Raw genomic sequence first — 23,293 nt, 5'->3', positions numbered from 1 at the left:
GGGCGTGAGCAGAAGGATCGTGCGGACCGTCGTGGCCGCGTCGGTCGTGGCCGGCCTCGGATGCGCCTCGGCGTGCGCGGGTGGCGACGGCAAGGACAAGAAGGCAGCAGGGACGCCGGCCGCCGCACAGTCGGCCGGCGAGTCGAAGGAGCAGGCGAAGGACAGGGGCGGGGACGGGGCCAAGAGCAGGGCGAAGGCGCCGGGCAAGGACGGCTCCTCGGTCGCCCCGGACACGGACGAGCCCCTGACCCGGGCGCAGTTGAAGAAGGCCGCGCTCGCGACGGGTGACGTCAAGGGGTACAAGGTCGAGGGGGCGGGGTCCGCCGATCTCCAGGGGGCGTCCTCCCCGGCGGTCCCGGCGAAGTGCCAGCCGGTCGCCGACATGTTCCTGTTCACCACCGACCCGGCCTCACGGACCTCCCTCAGCCGCGGCGTCACGGCCAAGGACGAGACGAACGCCTCGGTGACCACGCTCGCACTCCTCTCGTACGGGTCGGGAGAGGCCGACGACGTGCTCGCCGGGCTGCGCAAGGCGACGGGAGAGTGCACCGAGTACCGGTACGTCGGCTACAAGTACACCGGGGTCAAGGCGCTGGCCGATCCGAAGCTGGGCGACGAGTCCGTCGCGTTCCGGCTGGTCGCCTCCATCGAGGGGGCGGAGGTCCCGGCCGCGTACACGGTCGTCCGTGACGGTTCGACGCTGGTGGCCTTCAGCTCGATGAACATGCTGGACGCCGACGAGGTCGAGGTCCCGGCCGAACTCGTCGAGGCGCAGCTCGCGAAGCTGAACAAGACGACCGCCTGACGGGCCGGCCCGGGACACGGGACCGGCCGCACGGCGTGCCGGACAGGCGAAGGGCCCCGCGGGCAACCGCGGGGCCCTTCGTGGTCAGCACCGACGTCAGGGCAGCGCCGGTGCCTACGGGACGGCGCCGGGGGGTGCGCCGCTTACTGGCTTCTCCGCCCGGTCGGCGCCCCGGCGCACCGGGGGAGTGCGCGTGGTATCGACCAATGGCGGTAAGACGATCCAATGCTGCTGTCGCTCAGGGACTTGGGGGTAGTTCCAAACATCGTGCTCGATGGGCCGCGGCCTCCGCAACCGTTTCGACCGCCCTTGCACAGATTCCGCCGGTCGGCTCCGAGCGTCCCCGGAGCCGACCTCTCTTGGGTGACCGGGCTGCTGTCCCCTGCCGTCCGGTCACTTCTCTGGAACGAGGTCCCACGGCGCACGTCCGTACGCCTCATCGTTCCAGCGGAGCCACGCGTGGTTCTTCGGGCCCGCCCCTGGCTGGCACGGACACCGGGACCAACGAAGCCCGCCGCGGGGCGGTCACGCGCCGTACGGGTGAGAGGACATGCGTACGTGCGTGCACCGGACGTCCGTCGTACGCGGATGTCGTACGCGGATCCCGTACGCCCTCAGCACCGTCGGAGGCGATCTTCGGAGGCGGTCTTCGGACGCGGTCTTCAGATCCGGCCCCGGCACAGCTCCAGGAGCGTCATCGCGAGTGAGGTGCCCGGCTTGCCGAGTGCGTCCCTGTAGTGGCCGAGGACGTCCATCTCGCGCGACAGGTTCACGCGGCGGCCTCCGGAGGCGATGCGGGCCTCCTGGATGACCGCCGAGATCGCCATGCGTTCCTGGACGAGGCCGATGATCCGGTCGTCGAGGGCGTCGATGCGTTCGCGGGCGCCGGTGATGACGTCGGCGGCCTCTTCGGTGCGGGCGCCGGTCTTGTCCGTGGTGGCGGCTGTGCTCATCTCGGGGGCTCCTCTTCGAGTGGGGTGCCCCGGAGCGGCAAGGTCCGGAAACCGCGAGGCGCCCCGGGCCTTGTCGGCCCGGGGCGCCTGGGAAGTCGCTTGTCAGTTGCTCAAGCAGCACGACCATGGCAGCCGGTGGGCCGGTTGCCATAGGTAAAGACGAAGGTCTCGTGCGTGAGCATGGGAGCAGTATGCCCGGCCACCGGCCGCCGGCCAACCACGCTCGGATGCTGAGACGGTTCTCTCGCCCCCGCCGCCCCTACCCATTCCCGTCACTACTCGGGGGCCGGCCCCCGAACCCCCGCTCCTCAAACGCCGGAGGGGCTGAGATACCCAGGGGCGCGGGGAACTGCGCGACAAGCCACAGCCGGACCCGCACCCGACGACGGGGCCTGGGGCGGAGCCCCGGTGGCGACACGGGGGCCGGGGGGTGGAGCCCCCAGGGACGGGACGTCGGCTCCGGGCGCCCGGTTAGACTCGGGAGCACATCCCTGCTGAACCGCCGGAAGGCAAACCGTGCCAGAAGCGTCCCCCGTCGCCCCCGACACCGTCCTGGTCGTCGACTTCGGTGCGCAGTACGCCCAGCTCATCGCCCGCCGAGTCCGCGAGGCCCGGGTCTACAGCGAGATCGTGCCGAGCACCATGCCGGTCGCGGAGATGCTCGCCAAGAACCCGGCGGCGATCATCCTCTCCGGCGGCCCCTCGTCGGTGTACGCGGAAGGCGCCCCCCGCCTGGACCGCGCCCTGTTCGAGGCCGGCGTCCCGGTCTTCGGCATGTGCTACGGCTTCCAGCTGATGGCGACCACCCTCGGCGGCACGGTCGACAACACCGGCGCCCGCGAGTACGGCCGTACGCCGCTGCACGTCTCCAGGTCGGGCTCGACCCTCTTCGAGGGCACCCCGGACGAGCAGTCGGTGTGGATGTCCCACGGTGACGCGTGCAGCGCGGCCCCGGAGGGCTTCTCGGTCACGGCCTCCACGGACGTCGTCCCGGTCGCCGCCTTCGAGAACGACGAGAAGCGGCTGTACGGGGTCCAGTACCACCCCGAGGTCATGCACTCCACGCACGGCCAGCAGGTGCTCGAACACTTCCTGTACCGGGGCGCGGGCCTGACCCCGGACTGGACCACCGGCAATGTGATCGAGGAGCAGGTCGCCGCGATCCGCGAGCAGGTCGGTGACAAGCGCGCCATCTGCGGCCTCTCCGGCGGCGTGGACTCCGCGGTCGCCGCGGCCCTCGTGCAGAAGGCCATCGGCACCCAGCTGACCTGCGTGTACGTCGACCACGGTCTGATGCGCAAGGGCGAGACCGAGCAGGTCGAGAAGGACTTCGTCGCGGCTACCGGCGTCCAGCTGAAGGTCGTGGACGCGGAGGAGCGGTTCCTCACCGCCCTCAAGGGGGTCAGCGACCCCGAGGAGAAGCGGAAGATCATCGGCCGCGAGTTCATCCGGGTCTTCGAGCAGGCGCAGGCGGAGATCATCGCGGACGCGGGTCCCGAGGTGTCCTTCCTGGTCCAGGGCACGCTCTACCCCGACGTGGTCGAGTCCGGCGGCGGCAGCGGCACCGCGAACATCAAGTCCCACCACAACGTGGGCGGACTCCCCGAGGACCTCGAGTTCGAGCTCGTCGAGCCGCTGCGCAAGCTGTTCAAGGACGAGGTCCGGATGGTCGGCCAGGAGCTCGGCCTGCCGGACGAGATCGTCCAGCGCCAGCCGTTCCCGGGCCCCGGCCTCGGTATCCGCATCGTCGGCGAGGTGACCAAGGAGCGGCTCGACCTGCTCCGCGAGGCCGACGCCATCGCCCGCGAGGAGCTGACGGCGGCCGGTCTCGACCGCGACATCTGGCAGTGCCCGGTCGTGCTGCTCGCGGACGTCCGCAGCGTGGGCGTCCAGGGCGACGGCCGGACGTACGGCCACCCGATCGTGCTGCGGCCCGTCTCGTCCGAGGACGCCATGACCGCCGACTGGTCGCGCCTCCCGTACGACGTCCTCGCGAAGATCTCGACGCGCATCACGAACGAGGTCGCGGACGTCAACCGGGTCGTCCTCGACGTGACGTCGAAGCCGCCGGGCACCATCGAGTGGGAGTAGCCCCAGGGCTGCTGAAGGTCACGTCCGCCTGAGAGTCCGCACCGGCTCTCCGGGCTTCCAGATCTCGACGACCAGATACTTGTCGTCCTCGACGTAGGTCCGTACGACCTCCGTCAGCTCGGTGCGGAAGAGGTGGAACGGCTCCGGCGGTTCCACCTCTTCGGCGTACCGGGCGCGCTCGGCCGGTTCCTCGACCTCGACGGCCCGGCCCGCGATCCGTACGTCGCCGCCCGCCATCTCCGTGCCGGGACCCGGATTCGCCTGCAGGGCGAAGCGCGGGTCGCGGCGCAGGTCCAGTGCCTTGAGCGAGTCCGGCATCATGCCGAGCCACAACTCCCCGTTCAGGAACCGGACTTCGAGTCCCGAGGTGCGTGGCGACCCGTCCTTGCGGAGGGTCGCCACGATGTGGTGAGTGAAGGCCGCGAACCGGTCCTCGACGGTCTTGGCGAGGTCCGGTTCCGCGGCGGTGATCGCCGCCCAGTTCGATGTCGTCCGAGTCATACGACGAGTCTGACGCCGATACCCGACACCTTCCGTCGCCTTTGCGGCGGAGGATTTCTCGGGCGGATCTGCGACGGGGGATTCCTCGGGCTCGGATCGCTCAGATCAGCCCCGCCGACCGCAGCCGCCGGGCCAGCCGGTCCTTCCGTAACACCTCCAGGCGCAGGAAGACCGCGAACACCGCGGCCATGGTGGCGCTCGCGGCGAGCGAGGCCCTCCAGCCCGCGGGGATCAGCAGCAGCGCCATGAGGGCCGCGCTGGCGGTCATGAAGACGGCCTTGCGGCGCCAGTCCAGGTCGTCGGCCAGCGCGTCGAACTCGATACGGGCCTTGAGGAGCCCGACCGCGGGCGCCACGTCGGGCAGCGGTTTGAGTGTGCCCGGGCGCATGCCCGGAGCGCGGCCGGCGGCGAGGCGGCCGAGGGCGGCCGTGCTGCGTTCGCGGGCCTCCGGGCGGGGGTCGCGGGTCAGGCGGACCTGGAGTGTCTGGCCGAGTCTGCTCGTCTCCTCGTAGCGGAAGCCGTACTGCACGGCGATGTAGGTGAGCGCGGCGAGGCGGCGGGGGGATCCGCCGAGGTCGTCCAGGACGACGACGTCGCGCGTGGCGATCTGTCTGAGCATGCCTGTGACAAGGCGCTCGTTTCTCTTCATGGGCGGTTGGGGGGTGCGGTCGCGGGACGCGGTCCGCGCAGCGTAGGGGGGTGACTGCGCACGGGGGTCCTCCAGGGGGCGTCGGTGCAGGTGCCCGACCGATTAGTTGGCTCCAGACAGGCAGACCACCGACCCCGTGCAACGGTTGTGCACTCTCTTCACGAACATCTCTGTTCTCCTGCGCTGACCGCCGGTAACTTCCCGCCCGTAAACACGTACGGAGTCCGTACCTCAGGGCTGGAGGACATATGCACGGGCCCACACCACCCCTGCCGCTTCCCACCGACCGGCTGCGGTTCGCCATGCCGCCCATGCACGAGTCGCTCGACGACGAGCGGCGGCACCGCAAGGAACGCCTGGCAGGCGCGCTGCGTCTGTTCGGCCGGCTCGGGTTCGAGGACGGGGTCTCCGGTCACATCACCGCGCGCGATCCGGAGTACAGCAACTGCTTCTGGGTCAATCCGTTCGGCATGCCGTTCAAGCACGTCACGGTCAGTGATCTGGTCATGGCCAACGAGGACGGGCAGGTGATCGAGGGCCGCTATCACGTGAACCAGGCGGCGTTCACCGTGCACGCCCAGGTGCACGCCGCCCGGCCGGACGTCGTCGCGGTCGCCCACTGCCACTCGGTGTACGGCCGCGCACTGTCCGCGCTCGGCGACCTGCTCGACCCGATCACCCAGGAGAGCTGCGCGTTCTACGAGGACCACGCGCTGTACGACGCGTACTCGGGGGTCGCCGTGGACGCCGAGGAGGGGCGGCGGATCGCCTCCGGGCTCGGCACCCGCAAGGCGCTCGTGCTGCGCAACCACGGGCTGCTGACCGTCGGCGACTCGGTGGACGCGGCGGCCTGGTGGTTCCTGTCGATGGAGCGCTCGTGCCAGGTGCAGCTGACCGCGTGCGCGGCGGGCCGTCCCGTACTCATCGACCACAAGCAGGCGGTCGCGACACGGGAACAGCTCGGCGGGGATCTGGTGGCGTGGATCAACTACCAGCCGCTGTGGCAGGACATCAGCCGCAGCGAACCCGACCTCCTCAGTTAGCCCGGTCCCACCCGTGTCAGAAGTCCCGCAGCACCGCCGCTTTCGTCGCCGCGAACTCCTCGTCCGTGAGCACGCCGTCGCGGTGCAGTTCGCCCAACTCCCTGAGGCGGCGCAGGAGTACGTCGTGGTGCCCCTGCCGGGGCGGCTGCGGTACGGAGTCCTCGGGTGCGGGCGGGAGGCGGGGCGGGTCGCCCTGGGTGTACTCGCCGGACCGCGTGGACGGGTGCGGGAGCCGGGCCATGACCGCGGTGGCGACCAGCGCCGTGAGCAGATCGCGGCGGGCACTGCCCCACAGGTCGAGGGCGAACGGGTCCTTCTCCGGCGGCAGTTTGGAGAACACCGAGTCACGGGTCACGAAGCGCAGGAAGCCGTCCTCGTAACCGGAGTTGGGCAGCCACTCCACCTGGACCAGATCCGGCAGCTCGATGATGCGCGGGCCCGTCGCGCGCTTCACCCGGTCCGAGGTGTCGCTCCAGTCGATACGGACCTGGGTGCCGTCGAAGGACACCGTGCCGTCGCTGGAACGGACCGAGACGGGGACGGGCGGGCCGGGCACGAGGTAGGTTCTGGCCGGTTCCTTGGGGATCTGTTCGAGGAGCAGGGCGCGCCGGATCTCCTCGGCGACGTACTCGGCGACGCCCGAGCGGTCGATGTCCACCGTCAGCCGGTACGGGTCCGCGGGCTCGGGCAGACGGCCCCCGGTCGCCTGGAGCAGCGGGTCGGCGCCCTCGCGGAGTCTCAGGCGCAGCCGGCCACGCTTGCGTTCGGGTTCGTAGGCGACGCCCGCGACCGCTTCGAGGGGCACGGCGATCTCTCCGTACGTCTGCCGGAACAGCGGCACGGAGCGGTGCAGTCCCGGGGTGATCCGGACCGTGCTGCCGTCGAAGGCCCAGGTCCCGTCGCGCTGGATGATCTCGGCCATACGGGAATTCTCGCAGCCGGGTCAACACGGGGGTGGGCGGTTCACCCGCGCTGACCAGACCTGGCGGACGCGCGGGGTGTGGGGTACGGCACAATGCGCTGTCGTCGCGAGGCACTTGTGCGGCTGCGCAGATGTGCGGGGGTTGATTGTGCGACCGGTGGCCTCGGGGCCGGTGGTCGTGCCGCTGTCCGTGGTGCGGCGGTGGCGTGCGAACGTGACATATCGGTAGGGCGTGCGGTCGGTTCGGTGGGGCGTGCGGTAAATGAGGGTTCGACCCAATGGTCTGGAAGGCGGCAACGGGCGTGGCGGTGCAGGAGACTGGACAGGGCGCGGGGCGTGACGCCGGGCGCGGCGCCGGTCGGAGCGGGCACGAGGGGGGCTGCACCTGCGGGAACTGTCCGCACGGGGCACGCGAGGGGCATCGGCGCGCCGTTGCCGAATTCCTTTCCAAGCGGGACGAATTGGCGTCCGGGCGAGGGCTGCCCGCGGCCGTCGCGTACTCGGCCGGTGCGTCGAGGCAGTGGGTGTCGGACGAGCTGACCCAGTCCGCGGACGTCGTCGCGGAGCGCGGGCGGGCCGAGGGCGAGGTCTGGCTGGGTCTGGTGTGGCGGCGAACCGTCATCGCCGTGTGGGGAGTTGTCCTCGTCCTGCTCCTGGTGCAGACGCTCACCGCGATCGGGGCGGGCTGGACGGCCGCACGGACCGCGGGGCTGGTGGCCGCGGTGGTCGTGAGCGGGCTGCTGACCGGGGCCTCGTGGTTCCACCGGGCACGGGGCGGAGTGCTGGCGCCCGTCATCGGCGAGGACAACCGGCTGTCGACCTCCCGTGCCGTGGCGGTCGGCTGGGTGCTGTTCGTCGTCTACGCCGTGCTCGTACTGGCGGGACGCCTGGCGGGTGCCTCCTCGCCCGCCGAGCGGGACTCCCTGATCGCGGGGCTCGAACTCGCGCGGGGCGCCGGCATCGTGACCGTGCTCGCCGTCGTGTGCGCGATCGCCGTGCTCGTACGGCGGGTCGTGGGGCTGCGCGTCCTCGGACAGCGGCTGCAGAAGGTGCGGGCCGACCGGCCCCGGGCTGCGGATCTGCTCACCGACGACTCCGGCCGCGGCAGCTTCGCCGACATCCAGTACGTGGTCGTGGGTGCCGTCGCGCTGGTGTTCGCGGCGGTGCGGCTGGCCCGGCGGCCCGAGCAGCTGCCCGATCTGCCGTGGGGGCTTGCGGTGATGGTGCTGGTGTCGGCCGCCACCTATGTCGCCGGGAAGTACGCGGAAGGCGGGCGGCCGGTGATTCTGTCGGTCGTGCGGGCACGCGAGGCGGGGGATCTGGACGCGCCGATCCGGACCGGCGACGACATCGAGATCCGGGGCGCCGGGTTCGTGCCGCCCGGCGCGCAGGGCGCGGACCGGCTGTCGCGGATGGTGGTGCGGATCGGGCCCGTGCATGTGCACGTACCGCTGGTTCCGGTGCCCGGCGGGTTCAGCAACCCGTCCGACGCGGTGCTCACCGTGCCGGTGCCGGCGGATGTGGAGCCCGGGCGGGTGGACGTACAGGTCGTCACCGCGGCGGGGCTGGAGACGAACCGGGTGGGGATCGACGTCACCGAGTGACCGGCGACTCGGTGACGGGGTGTGACCGCGGCGCGCGGCGCGCCCGGTCTGCGGTTCCCGCCACCCGCATGGGCGCCGCGTGGACATCTCTCCGGAGGGCGGCGTGCGGATGCGGATCTTCCGTGCCCGTACGGGAACAAAAGGGATGTTCCGGCGGACCTGGTGAAAATTTGTGCGTCCGCTCTTGAGCGGGAGCTCGTCGTCGTACGTATCGTCTGTTGAGGGGTGAACCGTTCGGCGGGCGAGAGGCGGCGGAGAGCGATGGCTCACGGCATGCGAATGGACACGCACTCCGGGTACATGGACGACGGCGGCGGTGACTGGCGGGACACCGCGACGCGGTACGCCCTGCTTCCGCTGCGGGTCTTCCTCGGCGTCACCTTCATCTACGCGGGAATCGACAAGCTGACCGACAGCGCCTTCATGAACGATGCCGGGGCCGGGTCGGTCGGCGACCTGATGCGGACGGTGCGCGACTCGTCGGCCATCCCCGCGCTCGTCGATCTCGCCCTGAAGAATCCCGTCGGCTTCGGCTATGCCATCGCCTTCGGTGAACTCGCGGTGGGTATCGGCACGCTGATCGGTCTCCTCGCCCGTCTCGCCGCGTTCGGCGGCGCCCTGATCTCCCTCAGCCTCTGGCTGACGGTGAGCTGGGCCTCGGACCCGTACTACTACGGCAACGACCTCCCCTACCTGATGGCCTGGCTGCCGATCGTTCTGGCCGGTGCGTCGGTGTTCTCGGTGGATGCGATGCTTCGGTCCCGGCGGAGGCGCCGGTCGAGCAGCGCCTACTAGGCGCTCCGCCGGCCGAGGTGATCAACCCGCGGGCCGGTGGGGGCTTGTCGCGCGGTTCCCCGCGCCCCTGAAGGACGCGACTACTGGCCCGGTGCGTGTGTGGCCTCCCTGGAATCCTGGGCCTCTTGCGAGAGCAGCGCGCGGCGCCGCCGACGGCGGACTCCGTGCGCCAGGGTGCCTGCCGCGGCCGCCAGGCAGAGGCCGACCGTGACGAGGGGGATCACCACGAACCACGGGGTGTCCCAGGCTTCCCCCGCGTCTCCGGCGTAGACGACGCCCGTGAGGGTGAGGAAGAAGCCCGCGATGAGCCGGCCGGGCTGGAACTCATGACGTGACACGGGTGACCTCCGCCTGTCCGATGCCGACTTCGAGGGTGAGGTCGAGCGTGCCGCCGGCCTTGGCCTTGTCCGCGCTCTCTCCCGTGGGGGAGAGCGTCACCTGCTTGTGCTTGCCCGGGGCCACGTCCACGTCCTGCTGGTCGTCACCCGGCAACTGGATGTCGCCGACGCCCACTTCGATCACCAGCTTCACCGTCACGTCCTTGGGCAGGATCACCTTGAGCTGTCCCAACCCCACCTCGGCGTTCGTCGTCACGGTCCGGCCCTTGGCGAGGTCGATCCGGCTGAGGTCGAGCGTGCCGACGCCGGTGCCGAGGTCGTACTGCTCCTGTACGGCGGCGGCCGTGGCCGGTGTCCAGTCCGTACGCACCCAGTGGGTGCTGATGTCCTTCGGCAGTGCCGCCGAGCATGCCAGCAGGCCCGCCGTGACGATCGCGAGGAAGATCGACCCCGCTCCTGTGCGTCCTCGGAACGCGCTGACCGCGATGCCCAGGCCGAGCACGACGAGCGCGCAGGCCAGGCCGGTCTGCAGGCTGGCGCCCAGTGCGCGGTCGTCCCAGGTCAGGCGCGTGGCGAGCAGGCCCGCGAGGAGGGCGAGAAGGAAGGCCGAGCCGCCGATCGAGCGAGGGCCGCGCGGCTTGGGCGCCCGGGGCCGTATGTCCCGGCCGTGACCGCCGCCCTGCGCGATGGTGATCGCGGCCGCGATGTCGCGGTCGCGCACGTCCTTGGGGCCCCACAGATAGCCCGTGCCGCCCACATACGTGCCGTCCTTGACGATGGGCTCGCGCCACCAGGAGGGGAACGAGGCGGGGACGGGCGGCGCCTGTGCCTCCGGCGGCGCGTCGGCGACGGCCTGCGCGGCGAGCGGGTCGGGGTCCTCCGTCGCGCGCTGCCGCGACCAGTACCCGGCGCCGGCGAGGAGCAGCGAGAGCGTCGTCGCGAACGTCAGCACACCGCTGTTGCTCAGCATGGAGAGGAACACACCGCAGCCGACCAGGGCGAACAGCACGCCCGCCAGCGCCTGGCCGTCCACCCGGCCGGTGAGGAGCTTGCGCACCTCGTTCTCGTCCTCGTCGTCGTTCGGGACGAAGAGCCAGGCGAAGCCGTAGAAGATGAGGCCGAGGCCGCCGGTCGCCGAGAGAACGGCGAGCACGATCCGGAAGATCACCGGGTCCATGTCGCACTGCCGCCCGAGCCCCGCGCACACGCCGCCCAGCATCTTGTGCCGTGGGTCGCGCCGGAACTTCCGCGGGACCTCGGGCACACCGGGCTCACCGGGTGTGACCGGACTCCCCGGGGTGTGCGGCTCCCCGGGTGCGCGCGGCTCCTCACCCGCGGTCGCCCGGGCGCCCGCGGGCACGGTGTCCTGCGGCTCCGCCCCCGGGATTCCACCCCCGGCCGGGCCGGAGCCGGGTCCCGGACCCGGCGCGGCGTGCTGGTGATCTGTCATGTGTCCATGGTGACGGCCGCGACGGCCCGGCGGGAGTCGGTACGACCCTGGCCGAACCCTGAGATCGACCCTGGGCCGGACCCTCACGCGGTGATCACCGAGGAGAATCCGTGCCGATTCGAAGATCAGGGGAGTCTAGGGGGTCGACCCTGATGCCCGGCGCTCCCCGGCGTGTGAACATCGATGGCATGCCGGAAGCCGCAACCCTGACCGTCGAGGATCCGCGGCCGCCGCGCAAGCTCTACCGCAGCAGTGACGGACGCTGGCTCGGAGGGGTGGCGCGGGGGCTCGCGGGCCATCTCGGGCTGCCCGTGATCTGGGTGCGGCTGGTCTTCGTCGGCCTGATGATGGCGGACGGCCTCGGCGCGTTGCTGTACGCGGCGTTCTGGTTCTTCGTCCCGCTCGGCATCGGCGGTGTGGACGCCGAGCGGCCTCCCGCCCTCGCCACCGAGACCGCGCCCGACGGCCGCCGCAGGCTCGTCGCCCGCAAGCCCGACAAGGGCCAGATCGTCGCCCTGCTCGCCATGGTCGTGGTGGCCCTGATCTTCGTCGGCAATGTGGACCTGAGCGGCGGAGCCAAGGCCTACCTCTGGCCCACCGTCCTCGTGGGCGCGGGCGTCGCCCTGGTCTGGCGCCAGGCGGACAACGCTCGGCGGGCCCGCTGGATGGAGGTGGGCCGCCGCAAGCGCACGATCACCCTGCTCCGCTCCGCGGCCGGTGTCCTGCTCGTCGCCACGGGCGTCTCCGCGATCTTCGTCCTGCAGGGCTCCGCGGCTCACCTGGGCTCGGTTCTCCAGGCCGCGCTCGCGGTCCTCGTCGGCATAGCGCTGCTCGCCGGCCCGTATCTCGTCCGCATGACCCAGGACCTCTCCGAGGAGCGCCTGATGCGCATCCGCGCCCAGGAGCGGGCCGAGGTCGCCGCCCACGTCCACGACTCGGTGCTGCACACCCTGACCCTGATACAGCGAAACGCCGAGAACGCGAGCGAGGTGCGACGCCTCGCCCGCGCCCAGGAGCGCGACCTGCGCAACTGGCTCTACAAGCCCGAGGGCACCGGCAAGGACGAGGACGACGAGCCCGGCACGCTCGCGGAGGCCGTGAAGCGCAACGCCGCCGAGGTGGAGGACAAGCACGGCGTCCCCATCGAGGTCGTGGTCGTCGGCGACTGCCCGCTCGACGACCGGATCGGCGCCCAGATGCAGGCCGCGAGGGAAGCCATGGTGAACGCGGCCAAGTACGGTGGCGAGGGCGGCGCGGTGCAGGTCTTCGCCGAGGTCGAGGGGAGAACCGTCTTCGTGTCGGTCCGGGACCGCGGCCCGGGCTTCGACCTGGATTCGATACCCGGCGACCGCATGGGCGTCAGAGAATCGATCATCGGCCGCATGGAGCGCAACGGCGGCACGGCGCGGCTGCGCGCGGTGCCGGACGGCGGCACGGAGGTCGAGCTGGAGATGGAGAGGGCGGAGACATGAGCGACGCGAACGAACCGACCGGAGCGGCCGGGCCGGACGCCGGCACGACCGGCGCGGGCACGGCCGGCGGCCCTGCCGCGGCGACCGGTGCGGCAGGTTCGGCCGGCGCGGCCGGTGCGGCCGGAGTCGGCGCGCCGTCCGGTGCCGCCCTGGCCAACGACCCTGCGGGCGCCCCTGATCCGGCTGATCCGGCGGGCTCCGCGCCCGGGCGACGCGTGCGCGTGGTCCTCGTCGACGACCACCGCATGTTCCGTACGGGGGTCCAGGCGGAGATCGGGCAGACCGAGCGGACCGGGGTCGAGGTGGTCGGCGAGGCCGCCGACGTCGACCAGGCCGTCACGGTCATCACGGCGACCCGGCCCGAGGTCGTCCTCCTCGACGTGCACCTTCCGGGCGGCGGCGGGGTCGAAGTCCTGCGCCGCTGCTCGCCGTTGATGGCGGACGCCGAGCAGCCGGTGCGGTTCCTCGCGCTGTCCGTGTCGGACGCCGCGGAGGACGTCATCGGTGTGATCCGGGGCGGCGCCCGTGGCTACGTCACGAAGACGATCACAGGCACGGACCTCGTCGACTCCGTCTTCCGCGTCCAGGACGGCGACGCGGTCTTCTCGCCCCGCCTGGCCGGCTTCGTCCTCGACGCCTTCGCCTCCACCGACGCCCCGCCCGTCGACGAGGACCTGGACCGCCTCACCCAGCGCGAGCGCGAGGTCCTGCGCCTCATCGCCCGCGGGTACGCGTACAAGGAGATCGCCAAGCAGCTGTTCATCTCCGTCAAGACGGTCGAGTCCCATGTCTCGGCGGTCCTCCGGAAGCTCCAGCTGTCGAACCGGCACGAGCTGACGCGGTGGGCGACGGCCCGACGGCTGGTCTGACGTCAGGGGTTCACGGCCACGGCCTTGAAGAACGTGTAGTGGAACGTGCCGTCCGGGTCCGCCGTGCGGCGCAGGTCCACCAGGCCGTGATCCCAGTCCGTCGGGGTCATGAGACCCGCCGCCAGGGCGTCCTCCCGTACGGACTCGATCATCGCGATGAAGGTGTTGCGGGTGAAGCCCTCGACCAGGGCCGGGCGGGAGCTGTCGGCGTAGACCGGCCGGGGGCGGACGTCTACGCGCTCGTACCCGGCGGCGGTGAGAAGCGGGTGCAGTCGGCGACCCAGCAAGGCGTTTCCGCCCGCCGCCTGCTGTAGTCGGACCTGGCAGTCGATGGCAGCGTGGGCGTACGTGCTGTCGGGGTGGAAGAACGTCGAGCCGTGGTCGCCCTCGATGACGGTGAGCGTGCCGCCGGGGCGCAGGACACGGCGCAGGGCCGTGAGAGCCCGCCGCGGGTCGGGCAGGTGCTCAAGCACGAAGCAGACGAGGACGTGGTCGAACTCGGCGTCCTTGAAAGGGAGTTCGAAGAGGTCGGCCCGGTGCCAGGTGACCAGGGCGTCCGGGAACCGTGCCGTGACGCGGGCACGGGCCTGGGCCAGCGAGGCGGCCGAGATGTCCACCGCCGTGAAGCGGGCCTCCGGGCTTGCCGCGACCAGGTGCACCGTCTGGGCGCCCACTCCGCAGCCCACCTCCAGGACCTTGCTGCCCGGTGGGTACGCCGTGCCGGCGTGGAGCAGTTCCGCGAGGGTGTTTGCCTGGTCGCCGAGGCGGCGGGACTCGTGAGGGGAGTAGCCGTGGACGTAGTCGACGGGGTTGGCGCTTGTGGTCATGACAGCGAGCCTTGCCCGAGAATGGTCCTGTGGACAGGTCCAAAGACGGTGCTGTTGAAGGGGCCATAGGCGAAGCCTCGGAGTCGGGCTCGGGTGCGGTCGTCTCCGGCTCCGACTTTCTCCAACTCGATGTGCGCGAGGCGCCGTTCGGTGGGCGGGCCGAGTGGCTGGCCGGGCAGTTGCGGCAGGCCGTCGCCGACGGGCGGTTGCCGGTCGGCAGCCGGCTCCCGGCGACTCGGGTGCTCGCCGCGGAGTTGCGCGTCTCGCGCGGGGTGGTGACCGAGGCGTACCGGCGGCTCTCGGAGGAAGGGCAGGTGGAGGGACGGGGGAGGGGCGGGACCGTGGTGGTGGCGGGGCCGGGGGCCGCGGGAGCTCCGGGTTCGGGTGGTGGGGGTCGTGCGATCGGCTCCGGGCAACTCGCTTACGCCACGCCTCCGTACGCCGAGTTCCCTTCCACTCCGTCCCCGTCCACCCAGTACCCGTCCACCCCGTCCCCCTCCACTCCGTCCCCTTCCACTCCGTCCTCCCCGTTCGACGGCCCGCCCGGCGACGACGTCTTCGACCTGATCCGTACGGCGGCCGCGCGGATCGATCTGTCGCCGGGGGTGCCGGATCTCGCGGCGTTTCCGCGGGCGGCCTGGCTGCGGGCCGAGCGAGGGGTGTTCGGGGAGCTGGCGGCGGGCGGGTTCGGGTACGGGGATCCGCGCGGGACCGAGGAGCTGCGGCGGGCCGTCGCCCGGTGGCTGGGGCGGTACCGGGGAATCAGGGTCGAGGCCGGTGACGTACTGATCGTCGCCGGGACCGCGCAGGCGCTCGCGCTGATCGGGCGGGTGCTGCGGGAGGACGGCATCGAGGAGATCGCCGTGGAGGACCCGGGGTCGCTCGGGGTCCGCCAGCATCTGTGGAACCAGGGACTGCGTACCCCGCCCGTGGCGGTCGACGGAGAGGGCGTCGTCGTCTCCGAACTGCGGGACCACCGGGCCGTGTTGCTGACGCCGGCACACCAGTTTCCGACGGGGGTCGTGCTCGGGGGCGCGCGGCGCCGGGAGCTGATGCGGTGGGCCGGGGACGGCGGGCTGGTCGTGGAGGACGACTACGACGCCGAGCACCGTTACGACCGGGCGCCCGTGCCCGCGCTGCGGTCGATGCTGCCGGAGCGGGTCTGCTACGCCGGGAGCGTGTCCAAGCTGCTCGCGCCCGCGCTGCGGATGGGGTGGGTGGTGGCGCCCGCGCGGTACCGGGAGGCGCTGGTCGCCGCGAAACGGTACGCCGACCTCGGCAACGCGGTTCTGCCCCAGCTCGTGCTGGCCCGGCTGATGGAGTCGGGGGAACTGGAGCGGCACCTGCGGCTGGTACGGCGGCGCCATCGGCGTCGGCGGGACGCGATGATCGGGGCGATACGGGCGCGGTTGCCGGGCGCGGTGGTGCACGGGGCCGCGGCCGGGCTGCATCTGCTGATCACGTTCGGCGGGGGCGACAGCGCCGGTACGAGTGGCGGGGCGCCGGGGGAGTTCAGGGACACGGACCTCGCCGCCGACTCGCTGGCCCACGGGGTCAAGGTGCACCCGCTCTCCTGGCACCGTCAGCGCCCGGACGGCCCACCCGGGCTGCTGCTCGGCTACGCGGCGTCTTCGGTGTCGGCGATCGAGGAGGGGATCGCCGTACTGGGCGAGGCAGTTGGCCGCTGCTCGGCCGGTACCCGGGGCCCCAACACCCGTACGGCCCACCGATAGTGCCGTACGGCCTTCACCACGCCGATCAGACCGGTCAGCCAGAGGATGAATCCGATCCCCATCACGAGCACCACGTCGCTGTAGGCGTCCCGTCCCGGCCTCGCCTCCGCCACCCCCGCGAACGACGTCCACAGCCCGAACGCGCAGACGGTGAGCGAGGAGAGCAGCCAGAAGAGACTCAGGCCGGAGGAGCGCAGGCGGGCGTCGGTGGGCGGATGGCTGTCCAACCGCAGCCAGGCGTCGAGAAGTTGGCTGATATGGCGGTCCCTCCTGACGGCGAGGACGACGGCCACGACGGAGGGGGCGAGCGAGGCCAGACCGAGGACCGCGAAGAGCGGCCCCAGGATGAACCCGGTGGGATCGCGCTGCTCCAGTTGCTGCAACGGCAGTACCAGCAGCGCCCATCCGATGATCGCCGCGACCGCCAGCAGCCACAGCAGCAGCACCCGGTGCACCCCGAGACTGCGTCTGCGCAGCTCCTCCAACGCCCGTCCGCGGTCGGCCAGCAGCGCCGACCTGTCCGGCCAGCCGCTGAAGTACGCGGGCGGCTGCGGAGGCGGCAGCGTGGGGCCGGGCATCGAATCCTTCGGGAGGGCGACGGCGAACCAGGCGGAACGTGACGGCGGAACGGGATGGGAGGGGAGGCAGCGAGGTGGAACGGGACCGAGCGGATCGAGACCGTGCGGTGCGACATGTCGAACAGTGCCACGCCGACGCTACCCCGCCGCTGTACCCACGCGATGCCCATCCAAGCCGGTCCGATGCCCGAACGGCTTGAACTCCCCCGCTCTCTCCACCAACCCCTGCCTGTTCCCAACAACCCCTGCCTGTTCCCAACGACCCCCGCCTGTTCGCCGACCGGCTCACGCCACGCGCGTGGCCCCCGCGAACGGCATCTCGTCGATCGGCGCCACCCGCACCGGCGCCGACGGATTGGGCGCGTGGACCATCTGCCCGTTGCCCACGTACAGCCCCACATGGCTGATGCCCGAGTAGAAGAACACCAGATCGCCGGGGCGCAGTTCGGACCGCGACACACGCCGGCCCGCGTTGATCTGCGCGTACGTCGTGCGGGGCAGCGAGATCCCCGCTTCACGGTACGCGGCCTGCATCAGCCCCGAGCAGTCGAAGGCGTCGGGTCCGGTGGCACCCCACACATATGGACTGCCGAGTTTCCCGTACGCGTACGAAATCGCTGTCTCGGCACGGGAGTTGGTAGCAGCGGCAGATGAACCCGTGCCGCCGCCCAGGTCGCGCGGGCCCGCGGCGGAACGTGAGGCACGCGCGGAGTCCGCGTCGTCGGCGCCGATGCGGGCCCGGTCCGCGTCCGACAGCCGCGACAGCAGATCCCGTGCCTCTCCCAGCTTCCCGGTGACGGTCGTCTTGTGCCGCCTCAGCTCCGCCTGCCGTTCCTTGAGCGAGGTGAGCTCCACGTGGGCGGCCCCGCGCAGCTGCTCGATCTCGCGCAGCTGCCGACGTACCCGCGACACGTTCGAGGCCTGCCTGTCGCCGGCCCGCTCGGCGAACGCGGCCCCGTCCAGGTACTGATCCGGGTCGGAGGAGAGCATGAGCCCCAGCGCGGGGTCGACGCCGCCGTCCCGGTACTGCGCGGCGGCGAGTGAACCGAGCGCGTCCCGCTCGGAGTTGAGCCGTTGCGTCCTGCGCGCGGCCTCGTCCTGAAGGGTGTCCAGCCGGCCCCGCGTCTTCGTCGACTTCTCCTTCGCACCGTTGTACTTCTCGGTGGCGACCTCCGCCTCCTGGTACAACTTGTCGACCTTCGCCCTGACCTGAGCGGGTGTCAGCTCCGGGGCGGCGGTTCCCGTCCCCTCGAACCCGGTCGCGCTCGCCGCGCCCGCCAGCGCGATGGTGAAGGCGGTGCGGGCCGTACTGCCGCCGACTGAGCGCTGTCTCGGCTTGCGGTGCGCTGCCACGTGCGATCCACGTCCTTCCGTACGGCCGCCGAGGCGTTGGTGCAGCCGCGGCGGCGGCCCTCAGGGGCCGGTTGCGCGTCCGGCGGCGGCCCGCACAGGGGGAGCGGGCCGCCGCCGGACCTTTCTCGGCGGTGGTGTCCGGATGCCGCCCCTGACCCGGGCGGTGGTGGGGAGCCGGTCACCTGGTGAAGGACGCTAAACCTGGGACCGCGGCGGGGGTAACGGCATGTACGGAAGTGGTGGGACTCGGACATGAGCTGACCGGGTGCGACCGCGATTCGGGCCCGGGGCCGCCGACTTGATGTGGTGCGGTGACCGATGCGCGGGTTGTGGGGAAACGGGCGGCGGGCCGGTGCTATGGGCTCCGCCGGGCTGTGGCGCGGGAGCTGCCGGGGGCCAGTGGGGCGGGCGGGGCAGGGCGTGCGGGGCCGGCGGGGCGGGTGCGCGGGGCGGGTGGGGCAGGGTGTGCAGGTCCGGGGGCGGTGCGTGGTGGCGCGGAGGCGTTTGGTTAGTGTCCGGGCTCATGGACGTACTCATTCATGTCTTCGTCGCCCTGCACATCATCGGCATCGCGTCCCTCCTCGGCGGCTTCCTCACGCAGATGAAGGCCATGAGCGCCGGCACGGCCCGCTTCAGCCCCGCCATGCTCCACGGCGCGCTGACCATGCTGGTCACCGGCGCGATCCTGGTCGGCCTCAACCAGGCCGACGACCAGACCGTCAACAACGTCAAGATCGGCGTGAAGCTCGCCCTGCTGGTCGTGATCCTCGGCCTCGTCTACGTGAAACGGGACGAGGAAAAGGTGGAGAACAGCCTGTTCGGCCTGGTGGGCGGGCTGACCACGGCGAACATCTTCATCGCGGTGCTCTGGACCTGAGCGGAAGCGGGCCGGTCTCGACCGGCAAACAGGAGAGGGCACGCGCGCGTGCCCGCTCCCGACGTCTGCACATCTGCGAAACAGGTCTACGAAAAGCCCCTCATGCCGGGCGCACCACGCTGTGGATCGGCATGTAGTAGATCGACTCCTCGCGGACGTACGCCCCCGGCTTGGGCGCGTGGATCATCATTCCGTCGCCGATGTAGATGCCGACGTGGCTGATGTCGTCGTAGAAGAAGACCAGGTCACCGGGCTGGGCGCTGTTCACGGAGACCGTCGCGCCGGCCTTGACCTGGTCCCAGGTGGTGCGCGGGAGCGTGACGCCGGCGGCCTTCCAGGCGGCCTGGGTGAGACCGGAGCAGTCGTACGAGCCGGGGCCGCTGGCGCCCCAGACGTACGGCTTGCCGATCTGGGCGCGGGCGAAGGCGAGGGCCTTGTCGGCCTTGGCGGTGGAGGCGGCGGAGCCGGACCCGGAGGTCCCCGAGGCGCTCCCCGAGCCCGTGGAGGTCCCGGTGCCCTGCGCGGCCTCCTGGCGCCGCCGCTCGGCGTCGGCCGCCTGCTGCCGGGCCAGCTCGTCCGCCTTGCGCTGGGCCTCTTCCTGCTTCTTCCGCTCGATCGCGGCGAGCCGCGCCTTCTCCTCGGCGGTCAGCTTCGAGAGGAGGTCGCGCGCCGTGGCGAGCTTCCGCTGGACGTCGGCCTTGGACGTCTTCAGCGAGCTCTGCGTCCTGGTGAGCGTCTCCAGGCTCTCGGACGCCTCCTGCCGCTTCTCCGTCGTGGCGGTCTGCTGCGTCACGTAGTCGTCGACGGACTGCTTCTGGCGGCTGGTCAGCCGGTCCATCAGCTGGGTCTGGTCGAAGTAGTCCTGCGGGTTGTCCGCGAGGAGGAGGGAGGCGGTGTCGGGGGCGGAGGCCCCGGTGCGGTACTGCGCGGCGGCGAACGTACCGAGTTCCTCGCGCGCGTCGTTGAGCTTCTCCGTGCGGCGCGCCACGTCGTCGAGGAGGGTGTCGACGCGCTTCTTCTGCTTGGTGGTCTTCTCCTTGGCCGCGTTGTACTTCTCGCCGGCCGTCTCCGCCTGGCGGTAGAGGTCGTCGACCTTCTTCTCGACTTCCTCGAGGCTCGGCCTGGGCTCCTCGGCGGGGGACGCGTTCGCCGTCTGGGAGAGGAGGGCCACCGAGGTCAGGGCCGCGGTGGCGAGGGCCGGAGTCCGTATGCCCATGGGACTGGGGGGCCGGGACTTGCGGTGTGGCGCCACGAGGGCGTCTCCTTCCGTCATCCGCCTACCGAGTTAGCTGTCGGGTTCGGGCGGGTGCTCCGGAAGGTTTGCCCTACGGTCCGCTTCCCCGAAGGGAGTTGGACCGATTCACCCCAAGGTCGGTTGGGTCCCCGGCTCCGTCGGCCACGAGGGCGTACCGGACTCGGCGGAGGCCGCTCGGCCCGGCGTGTTCGCCGGTGCGGGTCGTGCGGCCCACATAAAATTTAGCTAATTCGTGTGGCCCCTGTGAAGTTTGATGTGCGATATGCCCGATACATTTTCGTGACCTTGGCCTTGGATTCTGCTCCGCGGGGTCAATTCGGAATGGTGTGGGCGGAGTTGTCCATCGCCCCGTCAGGGGCGCGGGGAACTGCGCGCCCAGCCACAGCCGGCCCGCACTCGCGATACGGCGTTCCGGGTTTCCAGGTTTCCGGTCTCTGGCGAAGGCGAAGGTCGACCACCTGATCGCGGACCGCTACAGGTCACCTCCGGAGGGTGACAGAGCCCTCGCTGGGCGGCCCCGGAAGACCCTCGGCCCCGCGGAGCGATCCGCGGAGTTTCAAGGGTGGCGGCGGGCTGTCAGTGGGGGCGCCTAGACTCGGAGAGCGATGAGCAGCCTCTTTGATGACAGCTTCCTGGCGGACCTCAAGCCCTCGCGGGCCCACGAGGAGGAGCCCCCGCCGCCGCCCGAGGACGAGGCGTCGGAGTCGGAGCCGGTTCCGGACGATTTGTTCGGCGGCCGCTTCGACGCGCCGCCGAGCAGGGACGGGTACTACCGCGACGGCGCCGCCCGGCCGCACGTGGACCCGGCCGCGCTCCTGGACGGGCTGAACGAGAACCAGCGCGCGGCGGTGGTTCACCACGGCTCGCCGCTGCTCATCGTGGCAGGAGCCGGTTCCGGCAAGACCCGTGTGCTCACGCACCGGATCGCCCACCTGCTGGGCGAGCGCAACGTGCACCCGGGCCAGATCCTCGCGATCACCTTCACGAACAAGGCCGCGGGCGAGATGAAGGAGCGCGTCGAGCAGCTCGTTGGCCCGCGGGCCAACGCGATGTGGGTGATGACCTTCCACAGCGCATGCGTACGGATCCTGCGGCGGGAGTCGAAGCAGCTCGGCTTCACCTCCTCCTTCTCGATCTACGACGCCGCCGACAGCAAGCGCCTCATGGCACTGGTCTGCCGCGACCTGGACCTCGACCCCAAGCGCTTCCCGCCCAAGTCGTTCAGCGCCAAGATCTCGAACCTGAAGAACGAGCTGATCGACGAGGAGGACTTCGCGGCCCAGGCCGCCGACGGCTTCGAGAAGACCCTCGCCCAGGCCTACGCGATGTACCAGTCACGCCTGCGCGAGGCGAACGCGCTGGACTTCGACGACCTGATCATGACGACGGTCAACCTCCTGCGCGCCTTCCCGGACGTCGCCGAGCACTACCGCCGCCGATTCCGGCACGTCCTGGTCGACGAGTACCAGGACACGAACCACGCGCAGTACGCCCTCGTGCGGGAGCTCGTCGGCACCTCCGAGCACCCGGTCGACGTACCGCCGAGCGAGCACGACCTCCCGCCGGCCGAGCTGTGCGTGGTGGGTGACGCCGACCAGTCGATCTACGCCTTCCGGGGCGCGACCATCCGCAACATCCTCCAGTTCGAGGAGGACTACCCGAACGCGACGACGATCCTGCTGGAGCAGAACTACCGCTCCACGCAGACGATCCTCACCGCCGCCAACGCGGTCATCGAGCGCAACGAGAGCCGCCGCCCCAAGAACCTGTGGACCAACGCGGGCGCGGGCGCCCAGATCACCGGCTATGTGGCCGACACCGAGCACGACGAGGCCCAGTTCATCGCCGACGAGATCGACCGCCTCACGGACGCGGGCGACGCGAAGGCGGGCGACGTCGCGGTCTTCTACCGCACGAACGCGCAGTCCCGTGTCTTCGAAGAGGTCTTCATCCGCGTCGGCCTGCCCTACAAGGTCGTCGGCGGCGTCCGCTTCTACGAGCGCAAGGAGGTCCGTGACGTCCTCGCGTACCTGCGCGTGCTGGCGAACCCCGAGGACTCCGTACCGCTGCGCCGCATTCTCAATGTCCCCAAGCGCGGCATCGGCGACCGCGCCGAGGCGATGATCGACGCGCTCTCCCAGCGCGAGAAGATCAGCTTCCCGCAGGCGCTGCGCCGCGTCGACGAGGCGTACGGCATGGCGTCCCGCTCGACGAACGCCGTCAAGCGGTTCAACACGCTGATGGAGGACCTCCACACGATCGTCGAGTCGGGCGCCGGCCCGGCGACGGTCCTGGAGGCCGTGCTCGAACGGACCGGCTACCTCGCCGAGTTGCAGGCTTCGACCGACCCGCAGGACGAGACCCGCATCGAGAACCTCCAGGAACTGGCCGCCGTGGCCCTGGAGTTCGAGCAGGAGGCCGGCGAGGGCGAGGTGCCGGGAGGGCTCTCCGCCTTCCTGGAGCGGGTCGCGCTCGTCGCCGACTCCGACCAGATCCCGGACGAGGAGGAGGACGGGTCCGGCGTGATAACGCTGATGACCCTCCACACCGCCAAGGGCCTCGAATTCCCCGTGGTGTTCCTGACCGGCATGGAGGACGGCGTCTTCCCGCACATGCGCGCGCTCGGCCAGACCAAGGAGCTGGAGGAGGAGCGCCGGCTCGCGTACGTCGGCATCACCCGCGCGCGGGAGCGGCTGTATCTGACCCGTGCCTCGATGCGCAGCGCCTGGGGTCAGCCCTCGTACAACCCGCCGTCCCGCTTCCTGGAGGAGATCCCGGACACGCATCTGGACTGGAAGCGCACGGGCTCCCTGGGCCCGGTGGCCTCCGGCCCGGCGTCCGGCGTGGCGGCCTCCCTGTCCTCCTCGCGCTCCCGCTCGGCCGCCTCGGGCGCGTCCGGCTTCGCCACACGACGTGGCGCCACGGACAAGCCGGTGGTGTCACTCGCGGTCGGCGACCGCGTCACCCACGACCAGTTCGGCCTCGGCACGGTCGTCGGCGTGAAGGGCACGGGGGCGAACGCCGAGGCGACGGTCGACTTCGGCGAGGAGAAGCCGAAGCGGTTGCTGCTGCGGTACGCACCGGTGGAGAAGCTGTAGCTCTCAAGGGCCGTGGTCCCCAGGAGCATTGGCTGCTGGGGACGAAGCCCTCAGGACTCCGGCCTCAAGGAAGGCTTCAA

20 protein-coding genes and 1 riboswitch are annotated in these 23,293 nt (G+C 71.3%); of the genes, 10 read left to right on the top strand and 10 right to left on the bottom strand.

Annotated features, from left to right (window positions below; translation table 11 throughout):
* Positions 1-4: 4 nt before the first annotated feature.
* Positions 5-805 (top strand): hypothetical protein, encoded by an 801-nt coding sequence (locus OG718_RS23550; protein WP_328845097.1) that lies wholly within the window; start codon positions 5-7, stop codon positions 803-805.
* A gap of 662 nt (positions 806-1,467) precedes the next feature.
* Here the strand turns inward: OG718_RS23550 and OG718_RS23545 are convergent.
* Positions 1,468-1,758, bottom strand: a complete 291-nt coding sequence (locus OG718_RS23545; protein ID WP_306938465.1) for a chorismate mutase — start codon at positions 1,756-1,758, stop codon at positions 1,468-1,470.
* A gap of 516 nt (positions 1,759-2,274) precedes the next feature.
* Here OG718_RS23545 and guaA point away from each other — a divergent pair.
* Positions 2,275-3,849 (top strand): glutamine-hydrolyzing GMP synthase, encoded by a 1,575-nt coding sequence (gene guaA, locus OG718_RS23540; RefSeq protein ID WP_143639147.1) that lies wholly within the window; start codon positions 2,275-2,277, stop codon positions 3,847-3,849.
* A gap of 18 nt (positions 3,850-3,867) precedes the next feature.
* On the opposite strand, the gene OG718_RS23535 is transcribed toward guaA, so the two are convergent.
* Positions 3,868-4,350 carry a pyridoxamine 5'-phosphate oxidase family protein gene (locus OG718_RS23535; RefSeq protein ID WP_143639149.1) on the bottom strand — a complete coding sequence of 161 codons (483 nt, stop codon included), beginning with the start codon at positions 4,348-4,350 and terminating at the stop codon, positions 3,868-3,870.
* A 100-nt stretch (positions 4,351-4,450) separates the two neighbouring features.
* The gene (locus OG718_RS23530) at positions 4,451-4,969 is read right to left on the bottom strand and encodes a hypothetical protein (RefSeq protein WP_143639151.1); all 519 of its coding nucleotides are present in this window, start codon (positions 4,967-4,969) and stop codon (positions 4,451-4,453) included.
* Between the two features lie 278 nt (positions 4,970-5,247).
* Here OG718_RS23530 and OG718_RS23525 point away from each other — a divergent pair, with 278 nt between their 5' ends.
* Entirely contained in the window at positions 5,248-6,042 is a 795-nt protein-coding gene (locus OG718_RS23525) for a class II aldolase/adducin family protein (protein WP_143639153.1), read from the top strand.
* Between the two features lie 16 nt (positions 6,043-6,058).
* Here OG718_RS23525 and OG718_RS23520 read toward each other — a convergent pair whose 3' ends face one another.
* Positions 6,059-6,964, bottom strand: coding sequence for a DUF4429 domain-containing protein (locus tag OG718_RS23520; RefSeq protein ID WP_328845096.1), 906 nt, complete (start codon positions 6,962-6,964; stop codon positions 6,059-6,061).
* A 302-nt stretch (positions 6,965-7,266) separates the two neighbouring features.
* Between OG718_RS23520 and OG718_RS23515 the strand changes: the two genes are divergently transcribed.
* Both OG718_RS23515 and OG718_RS23510 read left to right on the top strand, forming a co-directional pair.
* Positions 7,267-8,568 (top strand): hypothetical protein, encoded by a 1,302-nt coding sequence (locus OG718_RS23515; protein WP_143639157.1) that lies wholly within the window; start codon positions 7,267-7,269, stop codon positions 8,566-8,568.
* 261 nt (positions 8,569-8,829) lie between these two features.
* Positions 8,830-9,363, top strand: coding sequence for a DoxX family protein (locus OG718_RS23510; RefSeq protein ID WP_143639159.1), 534 nt, complete (start codon positions 8,830-8,832; stop codon positions 9,361-9,363).
* Positions 9,364-9,443: 80 nt separating this feature from the next.
* Here the strand turns inward: OG718_RS23510 and OG718_RS23505 are convergent, their stop codons facing one another.
* Together OG718_RS23505 and OG718_RS23500 are read right to left on the bottom strand one after the other, a co-directional pair.
* Entirely contained in the window at positions 9,444-9,701 is a 258-nt protein-coding gene (locus OG718_RS23505) for a hypothetical protein (RefSeq protein WP_143639161.1), read from the bottom strand.
* A complete protein-coding gene (locus OG718_RS23500; RefSeq protein WP_328845095.1) occupies positions 9,688-11,151 on the bottom strand; it encodes a PspC domain-containing protein in 1,464 nt (487 codons plus the stop codon). Before OG718_RS23500 ends, OG718_RS23505 begins: the two co-directional genes overlap by 14 nt.
* A gap of 188 nt (positions 11,152-11,339) precedes the next feature.
* Here OG718_RS23500 and OG718_RS23495 point away from each other — a divergent pair, with 188 nt between their 5' ends.
* Together OG718_RS23495 and OG718_RS23490 are read left to right on the top strand one after the other, a co-directional pair.
* Complete coding sequence (locus OG718_RS23495; protein WP_143639164.1) at positions 11,340-12,623, top strand: ATP-binding protein; 1,284 nt, start codon at positions 11,340-11,342, stop codon at positions 12,621-12,623.
* On the top strand, positions 12,620-13,492 hold the full coding sequence (locus tag OG718_RS23490) for a response regulator transcription factor (RefSeq protein ID WP_328845094.1): 873 nt from the start codon (positions 12,620-12,622) through the stop codon (positions 13,490-13,492). The genes OG718_RS23495 and OG718_RS23490 overlap by 4 nt, the downstream gene beginning before the upstream one ends.
* Positions 13,493-13,494: 2 nt before the next feature.
* On the opposite strand, the gene OG718_RS23485 is transcribed toward OG718_RS23490, so the two are convergent.
* A complete protein-coding gene (locus OG718_RS23485; RefSeq protein WP_328845093.1) occupies positions 13,495-14,319 on the bottom strand; it encodes an L-histidine N(alpha)-methyltransferase in 825 nt (274 codons plus the stop codon).
* Between the two features lie 29 nt (positions 14,320-14,348).
* On the opposite strand from OG718_RS23485, the gene pdxR reads away from it, so the two are divergent.
* Positions 14,349-16,052, top strand: coding sequence for a MocR-like pyridoxine biosynthesis transcription factor PdxR (pdxR, locus tag OG718_RS23480; protein WP_443055139.1), 1,704 nt, complete (start codon positions 14,349-14,351; stop codon positions 16,050-16,052).
* On the opposite strand, the gene OG718_RS23475 is transcribed toward pdxR, so the two are convergent.
* Both OG718_RS23475 and OG718_RS23470 read right to left on the bottom strand, forming a co-directional pair.
* The gene (locus tag OG718_RS23475) at positions 15,938-16,630 is read right to left on the bottom strand and encodes a hypothetical protein (RefSeq protein ID WP_306938458.1); all 693 of its coding nucleotides are present in this window, start codon (positions 16,628-16,630) and stop codon (positions 15,938-15,940) included. The genes pdxR and OG718_RS23475 overlap by 115 nt on opposite strands.
* A 285-nt stretch (positions 16,631-16,915) precedes the next feature.
* Positions 16,916-17,983 (bottom strand): C40 family peptidase, encoded by a 1,068-nt coding sequence (locus OG718_RS23470; protein WP_328845092.1) that lies wholly within the window; start codon positions 17,981-17,983, stop codon positions 16,916-16,918.
* A gap of 523 nt (positions 17,984-18,506) precedes the next feature.
* Between OG718_RS23470 and OG718_RS23465 the strand changes: the two genes are divergently transcribed.
* Entirely contained in the window at positions 18,507-18,860 is a 354-nt protein-coding gene (locus OG718_RS23465) for a hypothetical protein (protein ID WP_328845091.1), read from the top strand.
* A 100-nt stretch (positions 18,861-18,960) separates the two neighbouring features.
* On the opposite strand, the gene OG718_RS23460 is transcribed toward OG718_RS23465, so the two are convergent.
* Positions 18,961-20,112, bottom strand: coding sequence for a C40 family peptidase (locus OG718_RS23460; protein ID WP_143639173.1), 1,152 nt, complete (start codon positions 20,110-20,112; stop codon positions 18,961-18,963).
* A gap of 7 nt (positions 20,113-20,119) precedes the next feature.
* A riboswitch (cyclic di-AMP (ydaO/yuaA leader) is annotated at positions 20,120-20,291 on the bottom strand.
* Between the two features lie 429 nt (positions 20,292-20,720).
* Here OG718_RS23460 and pcrA point away from each other — a divergent pair.
* The gene (gene pcrA, locus OG718_RS23455; protein ID WP_143639175.1) at positions 20,721-23,213 is read left to right on the top strand and encodes a DNA helicase PcrA; all 2,493 of its coding nucleotides are present in this window, start codon (positions 20,721-20,723) and stop codon (positions 23,211-23,213) included.
* The last annotated feature ends 80 nt before the right edge of the window (positions 23,214-23,293 follow it).

The organism is Streptomyces sp. NBC_00258, from assembly GCF_036182465.1.
GTDB lineage: Bacteria > Actinomycetota > Actinomycetes > Streptomycetales > Streptomycetaceae > Streptomyces.
This window is presented reverse-complemented; position numbering and strand designations above follow the sequence as displayed.

Bases quoted from the DNA above. Each gene is read 5' to 3' on its own strand.
- OG718_RS23500 (WP_328845095.1), bottom strand. From the start codon at position 11,151: ATGACAGATCACCAGCACGCCGCGCCGGGTCCGGGACCCGGCTCCGGC.
- OG718_RS23510 (WP_143639159.1), top strand. From the start codon at position 8,830: ATGGCTCACGGCATGCGAATGGACACGCACTCCGGGTACATGGACGAC.
- OG718_RS23535 (WP_143639149.1), bottom strand. From the start codon at position 4,350: ATGACTCGGACGACATCGAACTGGGCGGCGATCACCGCCGCGGAACCG.
- OG718_RS23465 (WP_328845091.1), top strand. From the start codon at position 18,507: ATGGACGTACTCATTCATGTCTTCGTCGCCCTGCACATCATCGGCATC.
- OG718_RS23545 (WP_306938465.1), bottom strand. From the start codon at position 1,758: ATGAGCACAGCCGCCACCACGGACAAGACCGGCGCCCGCACCGAAGAG.
- OG718_RS23520 (WP_328845096.1), bottom strand. From the start codon at position 6,964: ATGGCCGAGATCATCCAGCGCGACGGGACCTGGGCCTTCGACGGCAGC.
- OG718_RS23485 (WP_328845093.1), bottom strand. From the start codon at position 14,319: ATGACCACAAGCGCCAACCCCGTCGACTACGTCCACGGCTACTCCCCT.
- OG718_RS23475 (WP_306938458.1), bottom strand. From the start codon at position 16,630: ATGCCCGGCCCCACGCTGCCGCCTCCGCAGCCGCCCGCGTACTTCAGC.
- pcrA (WP_143639175.1), top strand. From the start codon at position 20,721: ATGAGCAGCCTCTTTGATGACAGCTTCCTGGCGGACCTCAAGCCCTCG.
- OG718_RS23490 (WP_328845094.1), top strand. From the start codon at position 12,620: ATGAGCGACGCGAACGAACCGACCGGAGCGGCCGGGCCGGACGCCGGC.
- OG718_RS23530 (WP_143639151.1), bottom strand. From the start codon at position 4,969: ATGCTCAGACAGATCGCCACGCGCGACGTCGTCGTCCTGGACGACCTC.
- OG718_RS23525 (WP_143639153.1), top strand. From the start codon at position 5,248: ATGCACGGGCCCACACCACCCCTGCCGCTTCCCACCGACCGGCTGCGG.
- OG718_RS23495 (WP_143639164.1), top strand. From the start codon at position 11,340: ATGCCGGAAGCCGCAACCCTGACCGTCGAGGATCCGCGGCCGCCGCGC.